This is a genomic window from Streptococcus parasanguinis (genome assembly GCF_031582885.1).
In the GTDB taxonomy this organism is placed as follows: Bacteria; Bacillota; Bacilli; order Lactobacillales; family Streptococcaceae; genus Streptococcus; species Streptococcus parasanguinis_M.
On the sequence record NZ_CP133988.1, the window covers coordinates 584250 to 605842 of the forward strand.

A 21593-nucleotide genomic window follows, 5' to 3' on the forward strand; every position below is an offset into this window, starting at 1 on the left:
GGACTTCTTTTTTTAGTTTTTCAAAAAAATATCACTAATTTTAAAAATTTGCCTCATAAAACTTTTCATCGCTGAAACCGTGTGGTAAAATGATTAACGTATAAAATTTGTATAAAGGGAAGTTTATATGAAAAAGAAAGATCTTATTTTTTATGCTGGAGCGGCAGTCTTGATGGCTGTATCTGCTCAGGGAGTCAGTGCAGATGAGCTGGTTTCAAAAGAAGCTACTACTGAAGGTAACCAAGTCCAAGCTGAAACAGCGCCAGAAGTAGCCATTGCTGAAAAGACTGTAGCGCCTGTCGCAAGTAACTATGCTGCACCAGCAAATGTGACCGAGCAGCCTGTGGTTTCTGCGAGCAGTACCACTGTTACAGACAGTCGTACACCATCTGTAGAGAAAGCTGTAGAAGCATCGACTACTGAGAAAGAAGAAATCCCTCTTCCGTCTGATACAGGAAGCACGACCTTCTTTAATACAGGTGCTCACGCTCCTGCTGGTCGCTCAACAGATGTAGCGGTTCAGCCAAAATCATTCGTTGATGTGAGTAGTCACAACGGTGATATTAGTATTGGCGACTACCGTACCCTAGCTAATAAGGGCGTGGGCGGTGTCGTTGTCAAATTGACAGAAGATACTTGGTACAAGAACCCGAATGCGGAAAACCAAATTCGCAATGCGCAAGCAGCTGGTCTGCAAGTATCGACCTACCACTTCTCTCGCTATACTTCTGAGGAAGCAGCGCGTGCAGAAGCGCGATTCTACATTGCAGCTGCACAACGTTTGAGTTTGCCAAAGAACACCCTCATGGTCAATGACTTTGAGGATGCCAAGATGCAGCCAAACATTAACCGCAACACCCAAGCTTGGGCTGACGAAATGCGCAAAAATGGCTACACCAACTTGATGTTCTACACCAGTGCCAGCTGGTTGGATGAAAACAACCTTCGCAAGAAAGGTCCTGTCAACACCGCTCAATTTGGTCTTCAGAATTTCTGGGTTGCCCAATACCCTTCTCCAAAACTATCTGTAAACGATGCGAAAAGCTTGCGTTACAATGGGAAAGCTGGCGCCTGGCAGTTCACTTCTCAAGCGGAATTGCTTCCAGGAAAACACCTCTTTGACCACAGTGTGGACTATACCGGTCGCTTTACAGCGAACGCAAAACCTGCAGCGGATCCAACAGAAGGCAGCTTAAGTGGGAAGATTGACATTGTCAATAACGATACTATGGCGGGACGCTTTGATGTTGTCATCTCAAATGTCAAGGCACCAAATGGAGTTCGAAGTGTTTCTGTACCGATCTGGTCCGAAACAGGTGGTCAAGATGACCTTGTTTGGTATACAGCCAACCGTCAAGCAAATGGAACCTATACCGTCAATGTAAAAGCAGCGGACCATAAAAACTCAACCGGTCTTTACAATGTCCATCTTTACTATGTTCAGAACAATGGACAATTGACGGGTGTGGGTGGAACAACGACAAATGTTTACATTGGAAAACGTCCAGAGGATTTAAAACCAAGTGGCACGTTAACTATTGAAAATAATAATGTTGAAACAGGAACCTTTGATGCAGTTATTCGCAATGTAGTAGCTCCAAATGGTTTGAAAGAAGTCTTGGTTCCAATTTGGTCAGACAAGAACTGGCAGGATGATCTAGTATGGCATAAAGCGGTTCGTCAAAGTGACGGCAGCTACCGTGCAACTATTAAGGCAAGCGATCATAAAAATGAAGATGGTAAGTACCATGTCCACGTCTACTATGTGGATCAAGCTGACAAACGGAACTACATTACAGAAACTACAACAGAAGTACACCACGTTAAACCAAGTGGCACTGTCACCATTGAGAATAATAATTCAGAGGCAGGAACCTTTGATGCAGTTATTCGCAATGTAGTAGCTCCAAATGGCTTGAAAGAAGTTTTGATACCAACCTGGTCAGACAAGAACTGGCAAGATGATCTAGTATGGCACAAAGCAGTTCGTCAAAGTGACGGCAGCTACCGAGCTACCATCAAAGCCTCAGATCATAAAAATGAAGATGGTAAGTACAACGTCCATGTCTACTATGTAGATCAAAATAATCAGCGGAACTACATAACAGAAACCACGACATACATCACAAAGACTGCGACAGAAGTACACCACGTTAAACCAAGTGGCACGTTAACGATTGAAAATAATAATGTTGAGACGGGCACGTTTGATGCAGTTATTCGCAATGTAGTAGCTCCAAACGGATTGAAGGAAGTCTTGATACCAACCTGGTCAGATAAGAATTGGCAAGATGATCTAGTCTGGCATAAAGCAGTTCGTCAAAGTGATGGAAGCTACCGTGCGACTATCAAAGCCTCAGACCATAAAAATGATGACGGTAAGTACAACGTCCATGTCTACTATGTGGATCAATCTGACAAACGAAACTACATCACAGAGACTACAACAGAAGTACACCACGTTAAACCAAGTGGCACGTTGATGATTGAAAATAATAATGTTGAGACGGGCACGTTTGATGCAGTAATTCGTAATGTAGTAGCTCCAAACGGATTAAAAGAAGTCTTGATCCCAACATGGTCAGACAAGAACTGGCAAGATGATCTAGTATGGCACAAAGCAGTCCTTCAAAGTGATGGAAGTTACCGTGCAACTATCAAAGCCTCAGACCATAAAAATGAAGATGGTAAATACAATGTCCACGTCTACTATGTAGATCAAAATAACCAACGAAACTACATCACAGAAACCACGACAGAAGTGCGTCAAGCCCGTCTTTCTGGCACTCTCTTAATCCAAAACAACAATAAGGATGCGGGTACCTTTGACGTCATCATCAAAGATGTCTACAGTCCTAAAGGTGTGCGGACCGTTCAAGTCCCAACTTGGTCTGATAAGGATGGCCAAGACGATATTCGCTGGTATGAAGCAACTCGCCAATCAAATGGAGACTACAAGGTATCGGTCAAAGCGAGCGATCATAAGAACTCTACTGGTAAGTACCATATTCACCTTTACTATATTCAAAATGATGGTTCTCGGATTGGTGTAGGGGGAACAACTACAGAAATTGAGTTCCGAAATGCCCAGATCAAGACACAAACAGGAATCAAGAATGTCAATTCTGGAGCTGGAACCTATACGGTAACGGTGGATCAAGCACCTCAGGGACGTCAGATTAAAAAGATCAGTGTAGCCGTCTGGTCGGAAAGCAACCAAAGTAACCTTTATTGGTATGACGCTATTCCAACTAACGCACATACTGAAGTTAACGTTTCTACTATCAACCACAAAAATCTTGTTGGCAACTATACTACTCACGTCTATGTGAACTATGTTGATGGTGGTGTTGAAGGCTTTAACCTTGGTCAAACAGCCCTTCATCCCCGTGCGACAGTAGATCAAACGGCTTTTAGTCCTCGTGTAACGAATGGACAACGAGACCGTGTCTTACGGGCAGCAGCTAGTCTAGTGGGTGTTCGTGGCGGAAGTGCAGCGCATCATCAATTGGTCAATGATTACAATAGCGTCCGTCCCCTACCAGTTGGATACGCTGTGAAAGATTCTGATGACTGGTGTGACGTCTTTGTCACAACAATCTTCCAGCGGGAAGGTTTGAGCGGTTTGATTGGCCGTGAATGTGGAGTCGAACGTCACATTCAGATCTTCAAACGCTTGGGCATTTGGAATGAAAATGGTGCTTCTACACCAAAAGCAGGGGATATCATCACCTTTAACTGGGATCAAGATAGTCAGCCAAATAATGGTTTTGCGGATCACATCGGAATTGTCGAGAGTGTCTCAAATGGGATCATTCATACCATTGAAGGGAACTCTGGAAACCAAGTCCGTCGCAATACCTATCGGATCGGACATGGCAATATCCGTGGATTTGCAACCCCTCGCTATCAATAATAAAAAGGGAGTGGGAAAGAACTCCAATATAAAAAAGGTTGAAAAGGTTCCCCAAACCTTTTCAATCTTCCCACCCCTGCATAGCTTCAACAGTCTGGGAGACTGTTGAAGGTTGTGGATAAAGGAAACTTTGTTTCCCTCATTAGGTCATCTTTGGAGCTTAAAAAGAGAACAAAGACTTAGGATACTTGCTTCGCAAGTTCTATCCGCCACCTCAAATCAGTGCTTTGAGCAATCAACCACTGCGTCATACAGTTATTTCTATCAAATATAAAAGGCTGAACAGTTTTTGTCCAGCCTATTTTTTGTTCCTTATTTTTTAGTCTTTCAACCCTTCTTCGAAACTCTTGGAAGGGGCCTCGACTTGGATGGTTTCAAGGGTTAATGGATTGGTAAAGGTCAAGCGGTGAGCATGGAGCATGAGTCGCTCTCCGCGTGCAGGGTTATAGAGAGGGTCTCCGACAATCGGGTGCCCATGATGGGAGAGATGCACCCGGATCTGATGGGTGCGCCCCGTCTTGAGCTGGCATTTGACCAGGCTGTTTCGCCCGATTTTTTTCAGTTGCGTCACCTGAGTTTCTGCATACTGACCTTTTCGTGGATCGACCAGGCGCTTGCGCCGATCGTGGCGATCGCGTCCGATTTTATCCTTGTAGACGATGGTTCTTTGTGCTAAGCTGCCTTGGATCAAGGCCCAGTACTCGCGTTGGATGTTTTTGTCTTCTAAAATGCGGTTGAGAATGGGCAGGATAAAAGGATTTTTAGCAAATAAAATCGCTCCGCTGGTTTCCTTATCTAACCGGTGCACGACGTAGCAGGTGGATCCAACATAGCTGGAAACATGGTTGAGAAGAGCAATTTCTGTCGGCTCATTGGCATGGGTTTTCATGCCTTCAGGCTTATTGACGATGATGACATGCTCATCCTGATAGAGTTCTTCGACCAGACTCGGGTCTCCGGCTGGGAGCTCTTTTTCAGGGTAATCGTCCGCGTCAAAGATCAGCTGGATCTGGTCTCCTTTTTGAACGGGGCTCTGCCAGTTGATGGTCTCGCCATTGACCAAGACGTGTTTCTTGGTTCGTAAAAAATGCCGGATCTTACGGGGAATGAGGAAGTAGTCCTCAAGCAACTCTTTCACAGTCATCTGGGGAAAGGATTGTGGAATGGTAAATTGATAGTTCATGACCCTATTGTAGCAAAATCTAAGCTTAAAGAAAACTAAATGAGAGAAGGGGATGAGCCATCTTTTCTTGCTAGGACAAGGATAAGGTGTTACAATAACAGGTATGAATAGAATAAAAGAATTATTTGAAAACCTGATCACTTTTTTTAGAAAGGATCATCCGCCCAAAGCGGTGGCAGAAGAAGTGCCAGACACGGAACTACCAGAAGAGACAGTAGAGCCGACCTATAGTCGCTCAGGCAAGCACAGAAGCAAACCTCTCTCTCAGCATCCCTTCCGTCGTTTTTGGCGCAGATTCCATTTGACCAAGATTCTCCTGATCATTGGGCTAGGCTTTAGCCTCTTGACAGGGGGCTATCTCTTCTACCTTGCTAAGACGACCAACGTCAAGGATTTGCAGAATGCACTGAAGGCGACCACCATTATCTATGATAAGAATGGGGACCAGGCGGGAAGTTTGACCGGGCAAAAAGGAACCTACGTCGAACTCGATGCCATTAGTGAGAATCTGCAAAATGCCGTGGTCGCAACAGAGGACCGGAGCTTTTACAAGAATAGCGGGATCAACTATGGTCGCTTCTTCTTAGCGATTTTGACCCTAGGTCGCTCAGGTGGTGGATCGACTATCACTCAGCAGCTAGCCAAGAATGCTTACCTGTCTCAGGACCAGACGGTGGAGCGTAAGGCCAAGGAATTCTTCCTGGCGCTTGAAATCAATAAGAAATACAGCAAAAAAGAAATCCTCACCATGTACCTCAACAATGCCTATTTTGGAAATGGGGTTTGGGGAATTGAGGATGCTTCCAAGAAGTATTTTGGGGTTTCAGCCAGTCAATTAAGCCTGGATCAGTCTGCTGTTCTCGCCGGTATGCTCAAGGGACCTGAAATCTATAACCCGCTCTATTCGGTAGAGAATGCGACCAATCGCCGCAATACGGTCCTCCAAAATATGGTGGCGGCTGGTTATATTGACCAGAAAACGGCTGATCAGTCGGCGGCTGTGGATATCCATGGTCAGCTGGTCGATGCCTATGAAGGCAAGTCAGAGGACTATCGCTACCCATCCTATTTTGATGCGGTCATCAATGAAGCGGTCAATGAATACGGTCTCACCGAAGAAGATATTGTCAAAAATGGCTACCGGATCTACACCGAGCTGGATCAAAATTACCAAGCAAGCATGCAGGTGATCTATGACAATACGGCCCTCTTCCCAGTGGCAGAAGACGGCACGCGCGCGGAATCTGGTAGTGTCGCCCTTGATCCTAAGACCGGAGGGGTTCGGGCTCTCGTAGGGCGTGTCGGAAGCGATCAAAATCCAGGTTTCCGTAGCTATAACTATGCGACCCAGGCTGCCCGTAGTCCAGGATCAACCATCAAACCTTTGGTTGTCTATAGCCCAGCTGTTGCGGCAGGTTGGTCGACAAATAAGGAATTGGACAATAGTACCACCCAATATGGAAGCTATGAGGTCAATAACTATGCGGGAATCCAGTCTAGTCCAACGGTACCGATGTACCAGGCCTTGGCAGAATCCCTTAACCTTCCAGCCGTAGCGACCGCTAATGATTTGGGTCTTGATACGGTCTTTGAGTACGGGAAAAAATTCGGACTCAATATGGACAAGGTAGACAAGTCTCTTGCCGTTGCCTTGGGAGCTGGTGTGACAACCAATCCGATGCAGATGGCTCAGGCCTATGGTACCTTTGCTAACGGCGGGGTCATGAATGATGCTCACCTCATTACCAAGATCGAAAATGCCAGTGGTCAAGTGGTCAAGAGCCACAGCCAGAAATCAACCCGAGTGCTTAGTGGTTCAACGACAGATAAGATGACCAATATGATGCTTGGTACCTTCAGTAATGGTACAGGGGTTAACGCTGCGCCTTATGGCTATACCATGGCAGGGAAAACCGGTACGACAGAGACCAGCTTTAACAAGGACCTCTCTGGAGACCAATGGGTGATCGGCTACACACCAGATGTGGTCATCAGTCAATGGCTTGGTTTCCCAACGACCGATGAAAATCACTACCTGACGGACAGTAGTGCTGGAACGGCGTCCGAGATCTTCCGCAATGTTGCCAACAGTGTCCTGCCTTATACAGACGGTACCCAGTTTGACTCGGTGAAGAACTCTTATGCTGAAAACGGCATTGCACCAGTCGGAGAAGAAACGACAGAAACAGATAGCAAAGAAGACAAAGGTTTCTTTGAGGATGTCAAAGAAAAGGCGTCGAATATGGTCGATAATGCGAAGAAAGCAATCGACGAGGCCGATATCCCAGGAAAAGCGAAAAACGCTTGGGATACCTTCAAAGGCTGGCTTGGTTTCTAATCAAAAAAACGATTCAGAAATTCTTCTGAATCGTTTTTTATTTAGAGTTCACTATCTGACAAGCTAAAGGTATCGCCGTGTTGGAGATCCCCGTACTGGTAGCCCCGTTTGAACCAGCGCATGCGTTGTTCTGAAGTCCCGTGGGTAAAGCTATCTGGTACCGAGTAGCCGTAGGCTTGCTCCTGGAGTGTGTCGTCGCCGACGGCATGGGCTGCATTCATGGCTTCTTCGATATCGCCGATATCTAGAAGGTTTCGGTCTTGAATGGAGCGGGCCCAGACACCTGCTAGGTAATCGGCTTGTAGCTCGATGCGGACACTGATAGCATTTCGTTCCTTTTCAGAAAGACCTTGTTGCATTCGATGGTATTTGCCAAGGATTCCCAGCTCATTTTGTACGTGGTGGCCGACTTCGTGGGCGATCACGTAGGCCATGGCGAAGTCCCCGCTAGCCTTGTATTTGGTTGTCAATTCCTTGTAGAAGCTCATATCCAAATAAATCTTTTTGTCGGTCGGACAGTAGAAGGGACCAGCCGATGCTTGCCCAACCCCACAGCCTGTCTGTGTCCGTCCGGTATAGAAGACTAGTTTGGGCTCATGGTAAGTGCGTCCTTCAGCTTGAAAGACCTTGTGCCAATGATCTTCTGTTGTACCAAGGACCTTGCTGACGAACTCAGCATCTGCATCGTCGACATGGGTCTTGTTGGTGCGCGTGACTTGGGTGGATTGGTAAGGTTGAGAAGAAGTCCCATTTCCAAAGAGACCCCCAAGACTAGCGCCACCACCTCCTAGAAGAACCAGAAGAAGGATGAGGACGATCTTACTCTTGAAGCTCCCCGGCGATAGTAAGATCTGTAAAATGCCTCCGCCAAGATTACTATTGCCTGAAGACTGGGAGTAGCTTTGCCCTCGACGATCTTCGATATTTCTACTTTCTTTTAGGTTATCACTTTTCATATTCGTCTCCTTTTGTTTTATTTTACCAAAAATGAGGCAAAAACCAGAGTGATAACGCTTTAGATTTGCTTTTTTCTTGACAGGAGATTTTCTGTTCTTGTCAAAATGTAGAAAACTTGCTATAATGGGGTGAACGGAGGCGTTATGGCATTAAAAAAAGCAAGTCTAGCGTGTACGGTTTGTGGGTCACGCAATTACTCCATTAAGTTGAGTGGGACGCCAAAACCAACACGTCTAGAAGTCAATAAATTCTGCAAGCATTGCAGCAAGTATACCATCCATAAAGAAACACGATAGGAGAGAGTTGTGAAATTCATTAAAGATATTTTCGTCTTACTAAAAGATACAACTTGGCCAAATCGCAAGGAAAGATGGAAAAACTTTATCTCAGTGATTGAGTACACCGCTTTCTTTGTTGCATTGATTTATTTGTTCGACAAAGTCATTGCACGTGGCCTATTGCACATGATCAATTTCTTTTAAGAAAAGAAGCCATGAGGCTGGGCAACAACTGTCCAGCCTTTGATTTTGGATAGGAATAACTGCAAGACGCAGTGGTTGATTGGCATCTTTGTTCGCTTTTTAAGCTTCAAAGATGGCCTATGTGGACGGAAACAATGTTTCCTTTATCTGCAACCTCCAACAGTCTCCTAGACTGTTGGAGCTATGCGGGGGTGGGAAGATTGAAAAGGTTCGGGGAACCTTTTCAACCTTTTTATATCGGAGTTCTTTCCCACTCCCACTTTTTATTGCCTTTTCTTAAAAATAAATCAGCAAACCTCTTTGCATTCCTGCAAAATGTGGTATAATGAAGCTAGGAAAAGGAAAGCCAAGAGGCTTTTTTTAGTATGTTCACAAAAGCTCGAGCAGGCTAAACAGAAAGAAAGGATGCCCAAATGGACAGTTTTGATAAAGGCTGGTTTGTACTACAAACCTATTCAGGATATGAAAATAAGGTAAAAGAGAATCTTTTGCAACGTGCGCAAACTTACAATATGTTAGAAAACATCTTGCGCGTAGAGATTCCAACTCAAACCGTACAAGTTGAGAAAAACGGTAAAACAAAAGAAATCGAAGAAAACCGCTTCCCAGGTTATGTCTTGGTAGAAATGGTCATGACAGATGAAGCTTGGTTTGTCGTTCGGAATACACCGAACGTTACTGGTTTCGTTGGATCACACGGGAACCGTTCAAAACCAACTCCATTGTTGGAAGAAGAGATCCGCAGCATCTTGCTCTCTATGGGTCAAACCGTTCAAGAGTTTGATTTGGATGTCAAGGTGGGCGACACAGTTCGCATCATCGACGGTGCCTTCACAGACTATACTGGTAAGATCACTGAAATTGATAACAACAAGGTGAAAATGATCATTTCTATGTTCGGTAACGATACAGTTGCAGAAGTGAATTTGAACCAAATTGCTGAATTGTAAGAAAGAGAGAGTGGGACAGCTTCAACAGTCTGGGAGACTGTTGAAGGTTGCAGATAAAGGAAACATAGGGCATCTTTGAAGCTTAAAAAGCGAACAAAGACTTAGGATACTTGCTTCGCAAGTTCTATCCGCCACCTCAAAGCAGTGCTTTGAGCACTCAACCACTGCGTCTTGCTCGACAATCCAAAAATAATTGAGAGGCTAGGACTTTTGTCCCAGCCTCTTTTGATTGCTTGTTATTGATTTTTATCCAGGCCAGTGATCTTTTTTAACTGCTTGGTTTCTGCAGTAGACGTAACATTGAAGATCTTATTGCCTTGTGTAGAGAAGCTAGATTCATCTCCGTTGCTATCTTTATAGACATAGCTGGTCCCATTTTCTGAACGCATAATAGCATAGGGTTTTCCGAGACGTTCGAGGGCCGTTTTTGGTGTATCGGATTTGGAAATGCTGCCAGTAGACTGGTGGTTGGCATCGCCTCCTCTTAGTCGGAAGGTGATATCTGTTAACACATTATTGCGGAAGAAAGCCATGATATCGCCATTGTCTGTTGCCCAAACATTGACCCCATCGCCAGGATTCGCACTGTCTGTACTACTTACGGGTTGACCAAAGGCTGCAACTACGTCATCGTAACTGCTTCTTTCTTTTGGCCCACCAACCTCTTGTCCATCTTCGGTTCTCAATACAAAACCGGTGGTAGGGTGGAGGTTCTTGAGCTTTTCGATCTCAGGAATGGATGCAGCTCCTGGCACATATTGGAGAGATGCGCCATCATCTGGATCCAAGCTGAAGCGGCCTGAAAAATCATCTGAGCTACTGCTGTCTGAAGAAGTGCTCGACGATTTACTAGATGATGTTTTGGTAGAAGATTGTTTGATCGGTTTTCTAGAGCTAGAAGCTGTTTTTGCTGGTTGCGCAGAATTGGCAGGTGAGCAAGCGGCTAGTGTCACTAGTGAAAGAAGGCCGATCGCAAAGAAACGAATATTTTTCATAAATACCCTTTCTAATGTGCTTCGCCAATCAGGCGAGGTTTTATTATATCAATAATCAAGGAAAGGAGCAAATGGCAACAAAAAAACCCCCTATTGCTAGGGGAATTTTTAAAAGATAAAAGATGATAAAAAATTTTATTATCAAGGCGGTAGACGGATTTGAACCGACGATCAAGCTTTTGCAGAGCCGTGCCTTACCACTTGGCTATACCGCCATAACATATAATATTGTAACCTAAAAATAAAGATAGGTCAAGAAAAACTTTTTACGTCAAACAACTTTAGAAAACCATTTCATCGTAGGGATTGAAAAAATCTCTCAAATAGCTTGCGAATTCTAGGGATTTCTGCTATACTTATAGAGTTGTCTAAGACAGCAAATACTCATCTCGGATCCATTGTGGCACCGTTGCCCTTGTGGTCGTGCTGCAAGTTGACGTCTGAGAGAGGAGAAAAAAACAAAAAAGGAGAAACTACTCATGGCAGTAATTTCAATGAAACAACTTCTTGAGGCTGGTGTACACTTCGGTCACCAAACTCGTCGCTGGAACCCTAAGATGGCTAAGTACATCTTCACAGAACGTAACGGAATCCACGTGATCGACTTGCAACAAACTGTAAAATACGCAGACCAAGCATACGACTTCATGCGTGATGCAGCTGCAAATGATGCAGTGATCTTGTTCGTAGGTACTAAGAAACAAGCTGCTGATGCTGTTGCAGAAGAAGCTGTTCGTGCAGGTCAATACTTCATCAACCACCGTTGGTTGGGTGGAACTCTTACTAACTGGGGAACAATCCAAAAACGTATCGCTCGTTTGAAAGAAATCAAACGCATGGAAGAAGATGGAACTTTTGAAGTTCTTCCTAAGAAAGAAGTTGCATTGTTGAACAAACAACGCGCTCGTCTTGAAAAATTCTTGGGCGGTATCGAAGACATGCCTCGTATCCCAGACGTAATGTACGTTGTGGATCCACATAAAGAACAAATCGCTGTTAAAGAAGCTAAGAAATTGGGTATCCCAGTTGTAGCGATGGTCGACACAAACACTGACCCAGATGATATCGATGTTATCATCCCAGCGAACGATGACGCTATCCGTGCTGTTAAATTGATCACTGCGAAAATGGCTGACGCTGTTATCGAAGGACGTCAAGGTGAAGACAGTGTTGCTACAGTAGAAGCTGAATTGGCAGCTACTGAAGGTCAAGCTGATTCAATCGAAGAAATCGTTGAAGTTGTAGAAGGCGACAACGCTTAATTTCATTCAATAAGTAACGAACCTAAGAGGGCAGGGCTCAGCCCGACCCTCTTATTTTATTAAAAAATATAGGAGAACAAAAATGGCAGAAATTACAGCTAAGCTTGTAAAAGAATTGCGTGAAAAATCTGGTGCCGGTGTCATGGACGCTAAAAAGGCATTGGTTGAAGTTGAAGGTGATATCGAAAAAGCGATCGAATTGCTTCGCGAAAAAGGTATGGCTAAAGCAGCTAAGAAAGCTGACCGTGTTGCCGCTGAAGGTTTGACTGGTGTTTATGTCAACGGTAATGTTGCAGCAGTTGTTGAAGTGAATGCTGAAACTGACTTCGTTGCGAAAAACGCTCAATTCGTTGAATTGGTAAACGCAACAGCGAAAGTGATCGCTGAAGGTAAACCAGCTAACAACGAAGAAGCTCTTGCTTTGACAATGCCTTCAGGTGAAACTCTTGAAGCTGCATACGTATCTGCAACAGCTACAATCGGTGAAAAGATTTCATTCCGTCGTTTTGCTTTGCTTGAAAAAACAGATGCACAACACTTCGGTGCTTACCAACACAACGGTGGACGTATCGGTGTTATCTCTGTGATCGAAGGTGGAGACGAAGCACTTGCTAAACAAATCTCAATGCACATCGCTGCAATGAAACCAACTGTTCTTTCATACAAAGAATTGGATGAACAATTCGTGAAAGATGAATTGGCACAATTGAACCACGTCATCGACCAAGATAACGAAAGCCGTGCAATGGTTGGTAAACCAGCTCTTCCACACTTGAAATTCGGTTCAAAAGCACAATTGACTGACGAAGTGGTTGCTCAAGCTGAAGAAGATATCAAAGCTGAATTGGCGGCTGAAGGTAAACCAGAAAAAATCTGGGATAAAATCATCCCAGGTAAAATGGATCGCTTCTTCTTGGACAACACAAAAGTTGACCAAGCCTACACTCTTCTTGCACAAGTCTACATCATGGATGACAGCAAGACAGTTGAAGCTTACCTTGAATCAGTAAATGCTTCAGTTATCGAATTCGTTCGTTTTGAAGTTGGTGAAGGTATTGAAAAAGCTTCAAATGACTTTGAAGCAGAAGTTGCAGCTACAATGGCAGCAGCTCTTAACAACTAAGAATAAAAAAATAAGAGGTTTCCTTCGAAACCTCTTTTTTGTATGTAAAGGACTGAAGGCGTTGCTTCAGTCTTTTGGTTAATGTGCGAAGGTATCGATTCCTAGAAGCAGGGACAGGGTTCCCATGATGAGGCCGGCTAGTATCACTCCGAGCATGACTGCGAGGCTACTGCGTTTGAAGTCCCAGTCAAGGATAGAAGCTGCAAGGGCCCCAGTCCAAGCCCCAGTCCCCGGAAGAGGAATTCCAACGAAGAGCAATAGGGCCCAGAAGATTCCTTTGTCACCCGCAGCTTTTTCTAATTTCTGTCCGCCTCTATGGCCTTTATTGAGACACCAGCTAAAAAAGCCTCCGATAATTGGTTTTTTTGCCCCCCAAGTAAGAATATGGCGGGCGAAAAAGAAGATCAGAGGGACTGGGAGAAGGTTTCCGATCACTCCAATGAGGAGCGCTGTCCATAAAGGAATGCCATTTGCAATGGCAAAAGGGATGGCTCCGCGCAATTCAACGAGGGGAACCATGGAGATCAGGAAGGTAAAGATATATTTCATTGGTTATGCCTTTCGATTAGTCCTCTTCATTCTATCGTATCTTTTCTCAATTGACAACTATGATCTTTTTTAATCTTTTATCTTGACTTTCTGGTGGAGGAAGCATATAATAAAGACATAGTTAATTAGAATCATTATAAAAAGGAGAAATGACATGACAACTATGAAACATGAAGCAGCTACTGATGTAGCAACTTTTGCACCTTCAAATAAAGAAACTCTTCCAGAAACAAAAGCTCTCTTGAACCAAGTCGTAGCAGATCTCTACGTGGCTCACATTGCCCTTCACCAAGTACACTGGTATATGCGTGGACGTGGCTTTATGGTTTGGCATCCAAAAATGGACGAATACATGGACAGCTTGGATGCAACCTTAGATGAAGTGAGCGAACGCTTGATCACTCTTGGTGGTGCGCCATATTCTAGCATGACTGAATTTTTGGAACACAGCAATATTGAAGAACGCCGTGGAACATTTACAAAAAATGTAGAAGAAAGCTTGACACGTGTTCTTGAAATCTTCCATTACCTTGATGGCCTTTACCAAAAAGCTTTGAATGTTACCGATGCTGAAGGCGACGATGTAACCAACGATATCTTTGTTGGGGCTAAAGCAGAACTTGAAAAGAACATTTGGATGGTGGCTGCTGAACTTGGTCAAGAACCAGGATTATAAGATCATAAAAAAATAGAAGCCGTGGGCTTCTATTTTTTTGGTTTGTAGGAGATTTCCACTAATTAAAGGAATTCTTAATCTAACTATAGTTGGAGCGAAATCGAGGCCTATCGCTCCTATTTTTTTGGTATAGTTAATATGTGATTTTCTGTAAGCGTTCGCAGGTATAAGAAAGCGCTTACAAATTTAACAGTTAATCCTAAGAGGAGGTTTTTATGGGAAAGTCTTTTTTTGAAAAGCGTCCTGTTTTTAGTATTCGTAAGCTCTCAGTTGGAGCTTGTTCTGTTGTGATTGGGCTTTCTGCCTTGGGTCTTTCAAGGGTCCATGCGGAAGAAAAGCCAGCCCTCGAAAGTGAACCGACTTCGATGGAGACACCAAGTGTTGTAACTGAAAACTCAGAAACGGAAGTTCCTGAAGCTGGTGCAATGGTTTCAGAAGCTCCAGCTGTCATCACCCCTACCAGAGCTGAGGGAAAGCCGGCGCCTCAAGGCGAAGGCCAGCCTGTTTCAGCTTCATCTGAGCGTGCTACAGGAACGGAAGAAACAGCTGTTCCAGATCAAAATCGTGTAGCGGAGGATATTGTGCAAGATCGAGAACGTGATTTTAATAAAGATTGGTATTTTAAATTAAATGCAGCTCCTGGTGCAGAAGGGCGTCAAGTGGATGTCAAGGATTGGAAAAAATTAGATCTTCCTCATGACTGGTCTATTTTCTTTGATTTTGATCACAACTCTCCTGCTCAAAATGAAGGGGGTCAATTAAACGGTGGGGATGCTTGGTATCGTAAGACCTTCCGTTTGGATGACAAAGATTTAGATAAGAAGGTCCGCTTGGAATTTGGCGGGGTTTACATGGATTCCAAAGTCTATGTAAACGGACAATTCGTCGGTCATTATCCAAATGGCTACAATGCCTTTTCTTATGATATTACTCCTTATTTGAACGCAGATGGAAGCGAGAATACCATCGCCGTTCATGTGGTCAATCAACAACCAAGTAGCCGTTGGTATTCTGGTAGCGGGATTTACCGGGATGTTAAGCTGAGTGTGACGGACAAGGTTCATTTAGCGCAGTATGGGACTACGATTACGACCCCTCAGTTGGAAAAACAGAAAGATGGGGCAGTAGATACGGTGGTGAAGAGCCGCATTGTCAACCAGGATGATCAAGCCCATAGTATTTATGCGGAATATGAAATTGTCGATCAAAATGGCCAAGTGGTGAGCGAAAAAACGCGCAGTGAAGCACAAGCTGTTCTAGCAGGTCAAGCGATCAACCTTTCTCAAACCTTGCATGTTGAAAAACCAACCCTCTGGGATGTGAAAACGGATCATCCAGCTCTCTATACCTTGTATACGCGGGTTTATCGGGATTCGCAGTTGGTCGATGTGCAAAAGGAACGCTTTGGTTATCGCTATCTCAACTGGACGCCAGAAGGTGGCTTCTTCCTCAATGGGGTGGCGACGAAATTCCACGGAGTATCCCTTCACCATGACCACGGGGCTCTTGGAGCTGAGGAAAATTACAAGGCTGAATACCGTCGTCTCAAACAGATGAAAGACATGGGGGTCAATGCCATCCGGACGACCCACAACCCAGCCAGTGAACAAACCTTAAAAATTGCTGCTGAGTTGGGCTTGATGGTCCAAGAAGAAGCCTTTGATACCTGGTATGGTGGTAAGAAACAATACGATTATGGTCGTTTCTTTGAAAAAGATGCCACTCACCCAGAAGCTCGTAAGGGGGATACTTGGTCCGATTACGATCTACGAACCATGGTAGAACGGGACAAGAACAATCCAGCCATTGTCATGTGGTCAATCGGTAACGAAGTCGGTGAAGCAGATGGTTCAGACAAATCTGTCGCAACTGTTCGTCGCTTGGTCAAGACCATCAAGGACGTGGATGCAACCCGCTATGTCACTATGGGAGCTGATAAATTCCGCTTTGGTGATGGATCAGGAGGCCATGAAAAGGTAGCGGCAGAGCTCGATGCGGTTGGTTTCAACTATTCAGAGGCCAACTATGAAAGCTTACGGGCGAAACATCCAAACTGGCTCATTTATGGTTCTGAAACCTCTTCTGCGACGCGGACACGGGGCTCTTACTACCACCCTGAAAGAGAATGGGTCGGAAGCAACCAAGAAGATCGCCACTATGAACAATCAGACTACGGCAATGATCGGGTTGGTTGGGGTCGGACAGCGACAGCCTCTTGGACCTTTGACCGCGATCATGCCGGCTATGCAGGGCAATTTATCTGGACTGGTACGGACTATATCGGTGAGCCAACTCCATGGCACAACCAAAATGACACACCTGTGAAAAGTTCTTACTTCGGTATTGTCGATACGGCCGGTCTTCCAAAGAATGATTTTTACCTCTACCAAAGCCAATGGGTATCGGCTGAAAAGCATCCGATGGTGCATCTCTTGCCACATTGGAACTGGGACAACCCAGAATTGGCCAATCGTGTCATGGATGAAGAAGGTCGGATTCCTGTTCGGACCTTCTCCAATGCCCACAGTGTGGAATTGATTGTCAATGGGGAATCACAAGGAGTGAAGACCTTTACCAAGAAGACCACAGCTGATGGCCGGACTTACCAAGAAGGGGCAAATCCGGATGAACTCTATCTAGAGTGGTTGGTTCCTTATGTGCCAGGTAAGGTGGAAGCCATTGCCCGCAACGAAGCAGGCGACGTGATTGCGAAAGATCAAGTCGAAACAGCCGGCAAGCCTGCAGGTGTCCGTTTGTTGAAAGAAGAACACGCGATTGCAGCGGACGGTAAGGATTTGACCTATATTACCTATGAAATCGTCGATGAAGAAGGTCGTGTTGTACCAACTGCCAATAATTTGGTGCATTTCCATTTGCATGGACAAGGCCAAATTGTCGGTGTCGATAATGGGGAACAAGCCAGCCGTGAACGCTACAAAGCGCAGGAAGATGGCTCATGGCAACGTCGGGCCTTTAACGGCAAAGGGGTTGTGATTGTCAAATCAACTGAGCAAGCAGGTGCCTTTACCCTGTATGCAGACTCAGATCGCTTGCAATCAGACCAAGTCAGCCTCTTTACAGGTAAGAAGGACCAAGCAGAACGCACTGTATTAGGTGTGGAACCTGTTCGACAAAGTGCTTATCTAGGAGAAAAACCAACCTTACCAAGTAAGGTCAATGTGGTCTATAGTGATGGCAAGGCCCAAGAAGAAGCCGTTGAATGGGATGCGGCAGACTATAGCCGTGCTGGCCAAGTCCGTGTGACAGGTCATGTTCAAGGACGCACGGTCGAAGCTCTGGTCGATGTGATCGGCGTGGAACAAGTCCTTCCAGTCATCAAACAAATCCCACAGGGAGCAGATCTAGCAACAGTGGATAAGGCTGTGCAATTAGTCTTCACTGATGGGACCACTGCCCACTATGAGGTCGATCAATGGACCTTGGAAGCTGGTCAAGAAGATCAATTGTCTACACCGGGAGCACGCTTGAAGGCGACAGGACTCCTAGGCAATGGGGAAACGGTCCAAGCGACACTAGTGGTTGCAGGAGGAGATGTAGCCAAGGCTAAGAAACCAACGGTTCAGATAGATGGGGTAGCCCTTCCAAAATTTGGTAGTGGCAACCATACTATTTTCCGTCCGCTGGCTTATGGTCAAGAACCAGGTCAAGTCACAGCAAGTGCAGAAAATGCTCAAGTGACGGTCCTACAAGCTAATCGCGAAAATGGTTTGAAAGCCCAAATCTTTGTGACTGCTAAGGATACGGGAGCTGTACAGACCTATGTGGTCCAATTCCAAGAAGAAAGTCCACAGATCGAGCGCCTAGAATTGCGTCTGCCAGAAGGACAGGAACTCAAGGAAGACCAAACGGTACCACTTGAAGTCATTGCCCATTACCAAGATGGTAGCCAGGCAAGTCTCAAAGCAGATCAAATCGATGTGAAAACAAGAGCTGGTAGCCAAGGAAAAGCCGTCGCAACCAATAAAGGTTTGGAATTGCGAGAAGCAGGATTGGTTCATTTAGAAGCCAACTACCAAGGACAAACGGGAGAAGTCAGCTTTACCATCACGCCAAATCTAGAAGAAAAAACGGTTGTGAAGGTGCGTCCTGTACGGATCAGCACCGATCGAAACGTTTTGCCAGCTCTTCCAGAAACCGTCTTGGTCGAGTATGATAAGGGATTCCCGAAAGAAAAACGCGTGACCTGGGATGCTGTAACCGCAGATCAAGTCAAGGATTACCATAGCTTTAAAGTCACAGGTCATGTAGAGGGTGTGGAAAAAGAAGCCCAAGCTCAAGTGACGGTTGAAGGCATTATTGCTGTAGAAGAAGTCAGCACCACCACTCCAGTCGGCGAGAAACCAGCTCTTCCAGAAAGCGTGCGGACCTATCACTCTAATGGTAAGACCTATACAGCTAAGGTGGCCTGGGATGCGGTCGATCCGCAACTCTTGGCCAAAGAAGGAGAAGTTGTCCTAGCTGGTCGTGTAGAAGGAACGGATCTTCCAACACGTCTTCATATTCGTGTTTCCGCAAACACAGTCAAGGGGGCCAACGTAGCAGAGCAATGGACAGGATCTGTCTTGCCACTCGCTTTTGCAAGTGACTCTAACGATGCAGATCCAGTTGCTAAGGTCAATGATAAGGTCATCTCCTTTACCGATGCTCCAGCTAACCGTTGGACCAACTGGGGCCGTGACAATGCGGAAGATTCGGTTGGTATCTTGTTTGGGGATTCTGGTATCTTGACCAAGCGAGCAGTGGACAACCTCCATGTTGGTTTCCATGAAGACCACGGCGTTGGCGCTCCAAGTGAATATGTGATTGAGTACTATACAGGGGAACAAATCCCAACAGTTCCAAGCAATCCAAATCGCGTCAAAGACGAAACAGACCATCCATTTAACAATCCAGCTAACTGGAAAGAAGTCAGCAACCTAACCGTTGAAGAACCGGTAGCAGCTGGTAAGATGAATCATTTCAGTTTTGATAAAGTCGACACCTATGCCGTTCGGATCCGCATGAAGACACCAGAAGGCAAACGTGGAAGCTCTATTTCAGAGATTCAGATCTTTGCCAATAAGGTGGCGGCAGAAGAAAAGAGCCAGTTGACCATTCGCGTCAATGGCGATGTATTGCCAGGTGTCAACCCAAGTGTGACCGATTACTACATCGATGCGCGTGATCGGGCTTATCCACAAGTGGAAGCGACAGCTAGCCATCACGGCCTTGCAACGGTTGTGCCAAGCGTCCATGAAGGGGAGCCAATCCGTGTCATCCATAAAGCGGAAGATGGTACCATCTTACAAGAATACCGCCTCCATCTCACAAGTGATGCAGAAAAACTGAAACAAGCTACTCCAGTAGCAGTAGAAGCAGGCAGCCGTTTTGTGAAAGTCGGTCAAGATCTGGTTCTACCATCTACCGTAGGTGTCTACTTCCAAGGGGATACAGGCTATGAACGCAAGGAACTTACGGTGGACTGGCAGGCTGTACCAGCTGATGCACTTTCTCATGAAGGCAGCTTCACGCTGGAAGGAAAAGTCCTTGGCTATGATCTGACAGCTCAGCTGACCGTCCGGGTGTCCGAAAAGACAGGAGAAAACCTCTCTGTGAACCGTGACTACAATGCAGAAGATACCAGAGCATTTGCCAGTGAAACCAATGATTTCGATCCAAACCAAATCGACTATATCGATTACATCAACGATGGTGGCTACAACGAATACTATCGCTGGACCAACTGGAAGAGAGAACCGGATCAAACCGAAGCCTTTGCTGGTCTCATTTTCAAGAAAAATGGTCAAGTAACAGAGCGTTTGGTCAATAAAGTAGCGGTCGACTTCTTTGCAGATCAGGAAACAGGTCTGCCAACTAAGACGGTTCTTGAACGCTATATTGGTCCAGACTTTGATGTCCCAGATGACTATGGCAATCTGAAAAATCTTCCAGATCACCCATTTAACCAAGCCTCTAACTGGGAAGAGATCCCTTATAGCTTGGATTATGACTTTGAAGCTGGTTATATTTCTAACCTCAGCTTCAATGAAACTAGAACCAAAGCCATCCGTTTAAGAATGGTCCGTGATGAACATCTAAAAGGGATCGGAATCATTGAATTGAGCGCCTATGCCCCAACAGAAGAGGCTCAGGCAACAACTGATGTCACCATCCAAGTGAATGGCAAAGACCTAGAAGGCTTTAACCCAGATGTGACAGATTATCATCTAGAGTATGAGGGAGACCGTCCAATCGTTTCGGCACAAGGTAAGAATGGAACAGCCGTTACGGTCGTGGATACTAAAAGTGCCAATGCCCCTGTGCTTGTCAAGGTTGTCTCAGAAGATGGCAAGCTCGAAAAAGTATATCAACTTTCTCTCTCCGCAAAAGCACCTACAGGCTCAGCCATTCCTGAAGAAGGGGTTAAGAATCTGGTCCATACCAAGCCAGAGTTGGTGATTGAGCCAGAAGAGATGGACTTTGAACGCCTAGAACGTCCAAATGCGGATCTTCCAAAAGGTGAGAAACGTGTGATTCAAGAAGGTCAAAAAGGCCGCAAATTGCGCTTGGTGGAAGTTTCTCAAGAAAATGGTGTGGAAAGCCGGAAGGAACTAGATGCCTTTGTAGAGCTAGATCCAGTGGCAGAAATTACAGAGGTGGGCACAAAAGAAGTACTTCCAGACACTCCACAACCAGAGCCACAGCCACAACCGCAGCCAGAACCACAACCAGAGCCACAGCCAGAACCAGAGCCACAGCCAGGACCACAGCCGCAACCGCAGCCACAGCCACAGTCACAACCGCTTCCGAACCCAGAAGGTCCTCATGTCTCAGAAGGACCAGTAGCTACCGCAACTCCTCAAGCATCTCTTGAGGTCAAAGCGGTGCGCCAGGAAGGGACAGATGCAATAGAGAAGGAAGTCGAGAAAGACACTCAAACACCAGCAGTTTCAGCGGCTCCAGTTTCCGAAGGTACATTACCAAATACAGGAACGGAAGAAAGCGTCGCAAGCCTCGTTGCTGGAATCTTAGCGGCAGGCCTTGCCAGTGCTGTGCTGGACGATCAGAAAAAAAGAGCCAATAAGGCCAAGTAAAACAGCTAGAGAAACTAGTAAAAAATGGTGAAAAGTTCACAGGTAAAAAGAAGGAGGATGGGGAAGCC

13 protein-coding genes and 1 tRNA gene are annotated in these 21593 nt (G+C 45.5%); 9 read left to right on the plus strand and 5 right to left on the minus strand.

The genetic code is table 11. The annotated features are described in order from the left end of the window. Positions 1-127: 127 nt before the first annotated feature. Positions 128-3916 (plus strand): GBS Bsp-like repeat-containing protein, encoded by a 3789-nt coding sequence (locus RDV49_RS02955; RefSeq protein WP_003009052.1) that lies wholly within the window; start codon positions 128-130, stop codon positions 3914-3916. A gap of 319 nt (positions 3917-4235) precedes the next feature. Here the strand turns inward: RDV49_RS02955 and RDV49_RS02960 are convergent, their stop codons facing one another. Next, positions 4236-5099, minus strand: coding sequence for an RluA family pseudouridine synthase (locus RDV49_RS02960; RefSeq protein ID WP_003009050.1), 864 nt, complete (start codon positions 5097-5099; stop codon positions 4236-4238). 103 nt (positions 5100-5202) lie between these two features. Here RDV49_RS02960 and pbp2a point away from each other — a divergent pair, with 103 nt between their 5' ends. Then, positions 5203-7437, plus strand: coding sequence for a penicillin-binding protein PBP2A (pbp2a, locus tag RDV49_RS02965; protein WP_003009047.1), 2235 nt, complete (start codon positions 5203-5205; stop codon positions 7435-7437). Between the two features lie 41 nt (positions 7438-7478). On the opposite strand, the gene ypfJ is transcribed toward pbp2a, so the two are convergent. Then, positions 7479-8393 carry a KPN_02809 family neutral zinc metallopeptidase gene (gene ypfJ / locus RDV49_RS02970; protein WP_003009045.1) on the minus strand — a complete coding sequence of 305 codons (915 nt, stop codon included), beginning with the start codon at positions 8391-8393 and terminating at the stop codon, positions 7479-7481. Positions 8394-8537: 144 nt separating this feature from the next. Here ypfJ and rpmG point away from each other — a divergent pair, with 144 nt between their 5' ends. The 3 genes from rpmG to nusG all read left to right on the plus strand — a co-directional run bounded on the left by rpmG (position 8538) and on the right by nusG (position 9826). Next, on the plus strand, positions 8538-8690 hold the full coding sequence (gene rpmG / locus RDV49_RS02975; RefSeq protein ID WP_003009043.1) for a 50S ribosomal protein L33: 153 nt from the start codon (positions 8538-8540) through the stop codon (positions 8688-8690). A 9-nt stretch (positions 8691-8699) separates the two neighbouring features. Then, positions 8700-8876, plus strand: a complete 177-nt coding sequence (gene secE, locus RDV49_RS02980; RefSeq protein WP_003002261.1) for a preprotein translocase subunit SecE — start codon at positions 8700-8702, stop codon at positions 8874-8876. Positions 8877-9289: 413 nt separating this feature from the next. After that, positions 9290-9826 (plus strand): transcription termination/antitermination protein NusG, encoded by a 537-nt coding sequence (nusG, locus tag RDV49_RS02985; RefSeq protein ID WP_003009038.1) that lies wholly within the window; start codon positions 9290-9292, stop codon positions 9824-9826. A gap of 236 nt (positions 9827-10062) precedes the next feature. Here nusG and RDV49_RS02990 read toward each other — a convergent pair whose 3' ends face one another. Both RDV49_RS02990 and RDV49_RS02995 read right to left on the minus strand, forming a co-directional pair. After that, a complete protein-coding gene (locus tag RDV49_RS02990; RefSeq protein WP_003009036.1) occupies positions 10063-10821 on the minus strand; it encodes a hypothetical protein in 759 nt (252 codons plus the stop codon). Between the two features lie 144 nt (positions 10822-10965). Beyond that, positions 10966-11036: transfer RNA gene (locus RDV49_RS02995), tRNA-Cys, on the minus strand. A gap of 264 nt (positions 11037-11300) precedes the next feature. Here RDV49_RS02995 and rpsB point away from each other — a divergent pair. Both rpsB and tsf read left to right on the plus strand, forming a co-directional pair. Next, positions 11301-12083, plus strand: a complete 783-nt coding sequence (gene rpsB / locus RDV49_RS03000; protein ID WP_003002189.1) for a 30S ribosomal protein S2 — start codon at positions 11301-11303, stop codon at positions 12081-12083. Positions 12084-12165: 82 nt separating this feature from the next. Further along, the gene (gene tsf / locus RDV49_RS03005; RefSeq protein ID WP_003001949.1) at positions 12166-13206 is read left to right on the plus strand and encodes a translation elongation factor Ts; all 1041 of its coding nucleotides are present in this window, start codon (positions 12166-12168) and stop codon (positions 13204-13206) included. Between the two features lie 78 nt (positions 13207-13284). Here tsf and RDV49_RS03010 read toward each other — a convergent pair whose 3' ends face one another. Next, positions 13285-13755, minus strand: coding sequence for a COG2426 family protein (locus RDV49_RS03010; RefSeq protein ID WP_003002130.1), 471 nt, complete (start codon positions 13753-13755; stop codon positions 13285-13287). 154 nt (positions 13756-13909) lie between these two features. Here RDV49_RS03010 and RDV49_RS03015 point away from each other — a divergent pair, with 154 nt between their 5' ends. After that, a complete protein-coding gene (locus tag RDV49_RS03015) occupies positions 13910-14431 on the plus strand; it encodes a Dps family protein (protein WP_003009034.1) in 522 nt (173 codons plus the stop codon). Positions 14432-14646: 215 nt separating this feature from the next. After that, on the plus strand, positions 14647-21525 hold the full coding sequence (locus tag RDV49_RS03020; RefSeq protein ID WP_003009032.1) for an Ig-like domain-containing protein: 6879 nt from the start codon (positions 14647-14649) through the stop codon (positions 21523-21525). Positions 21526-21593 lie beyond the last annotated feature (68 nt).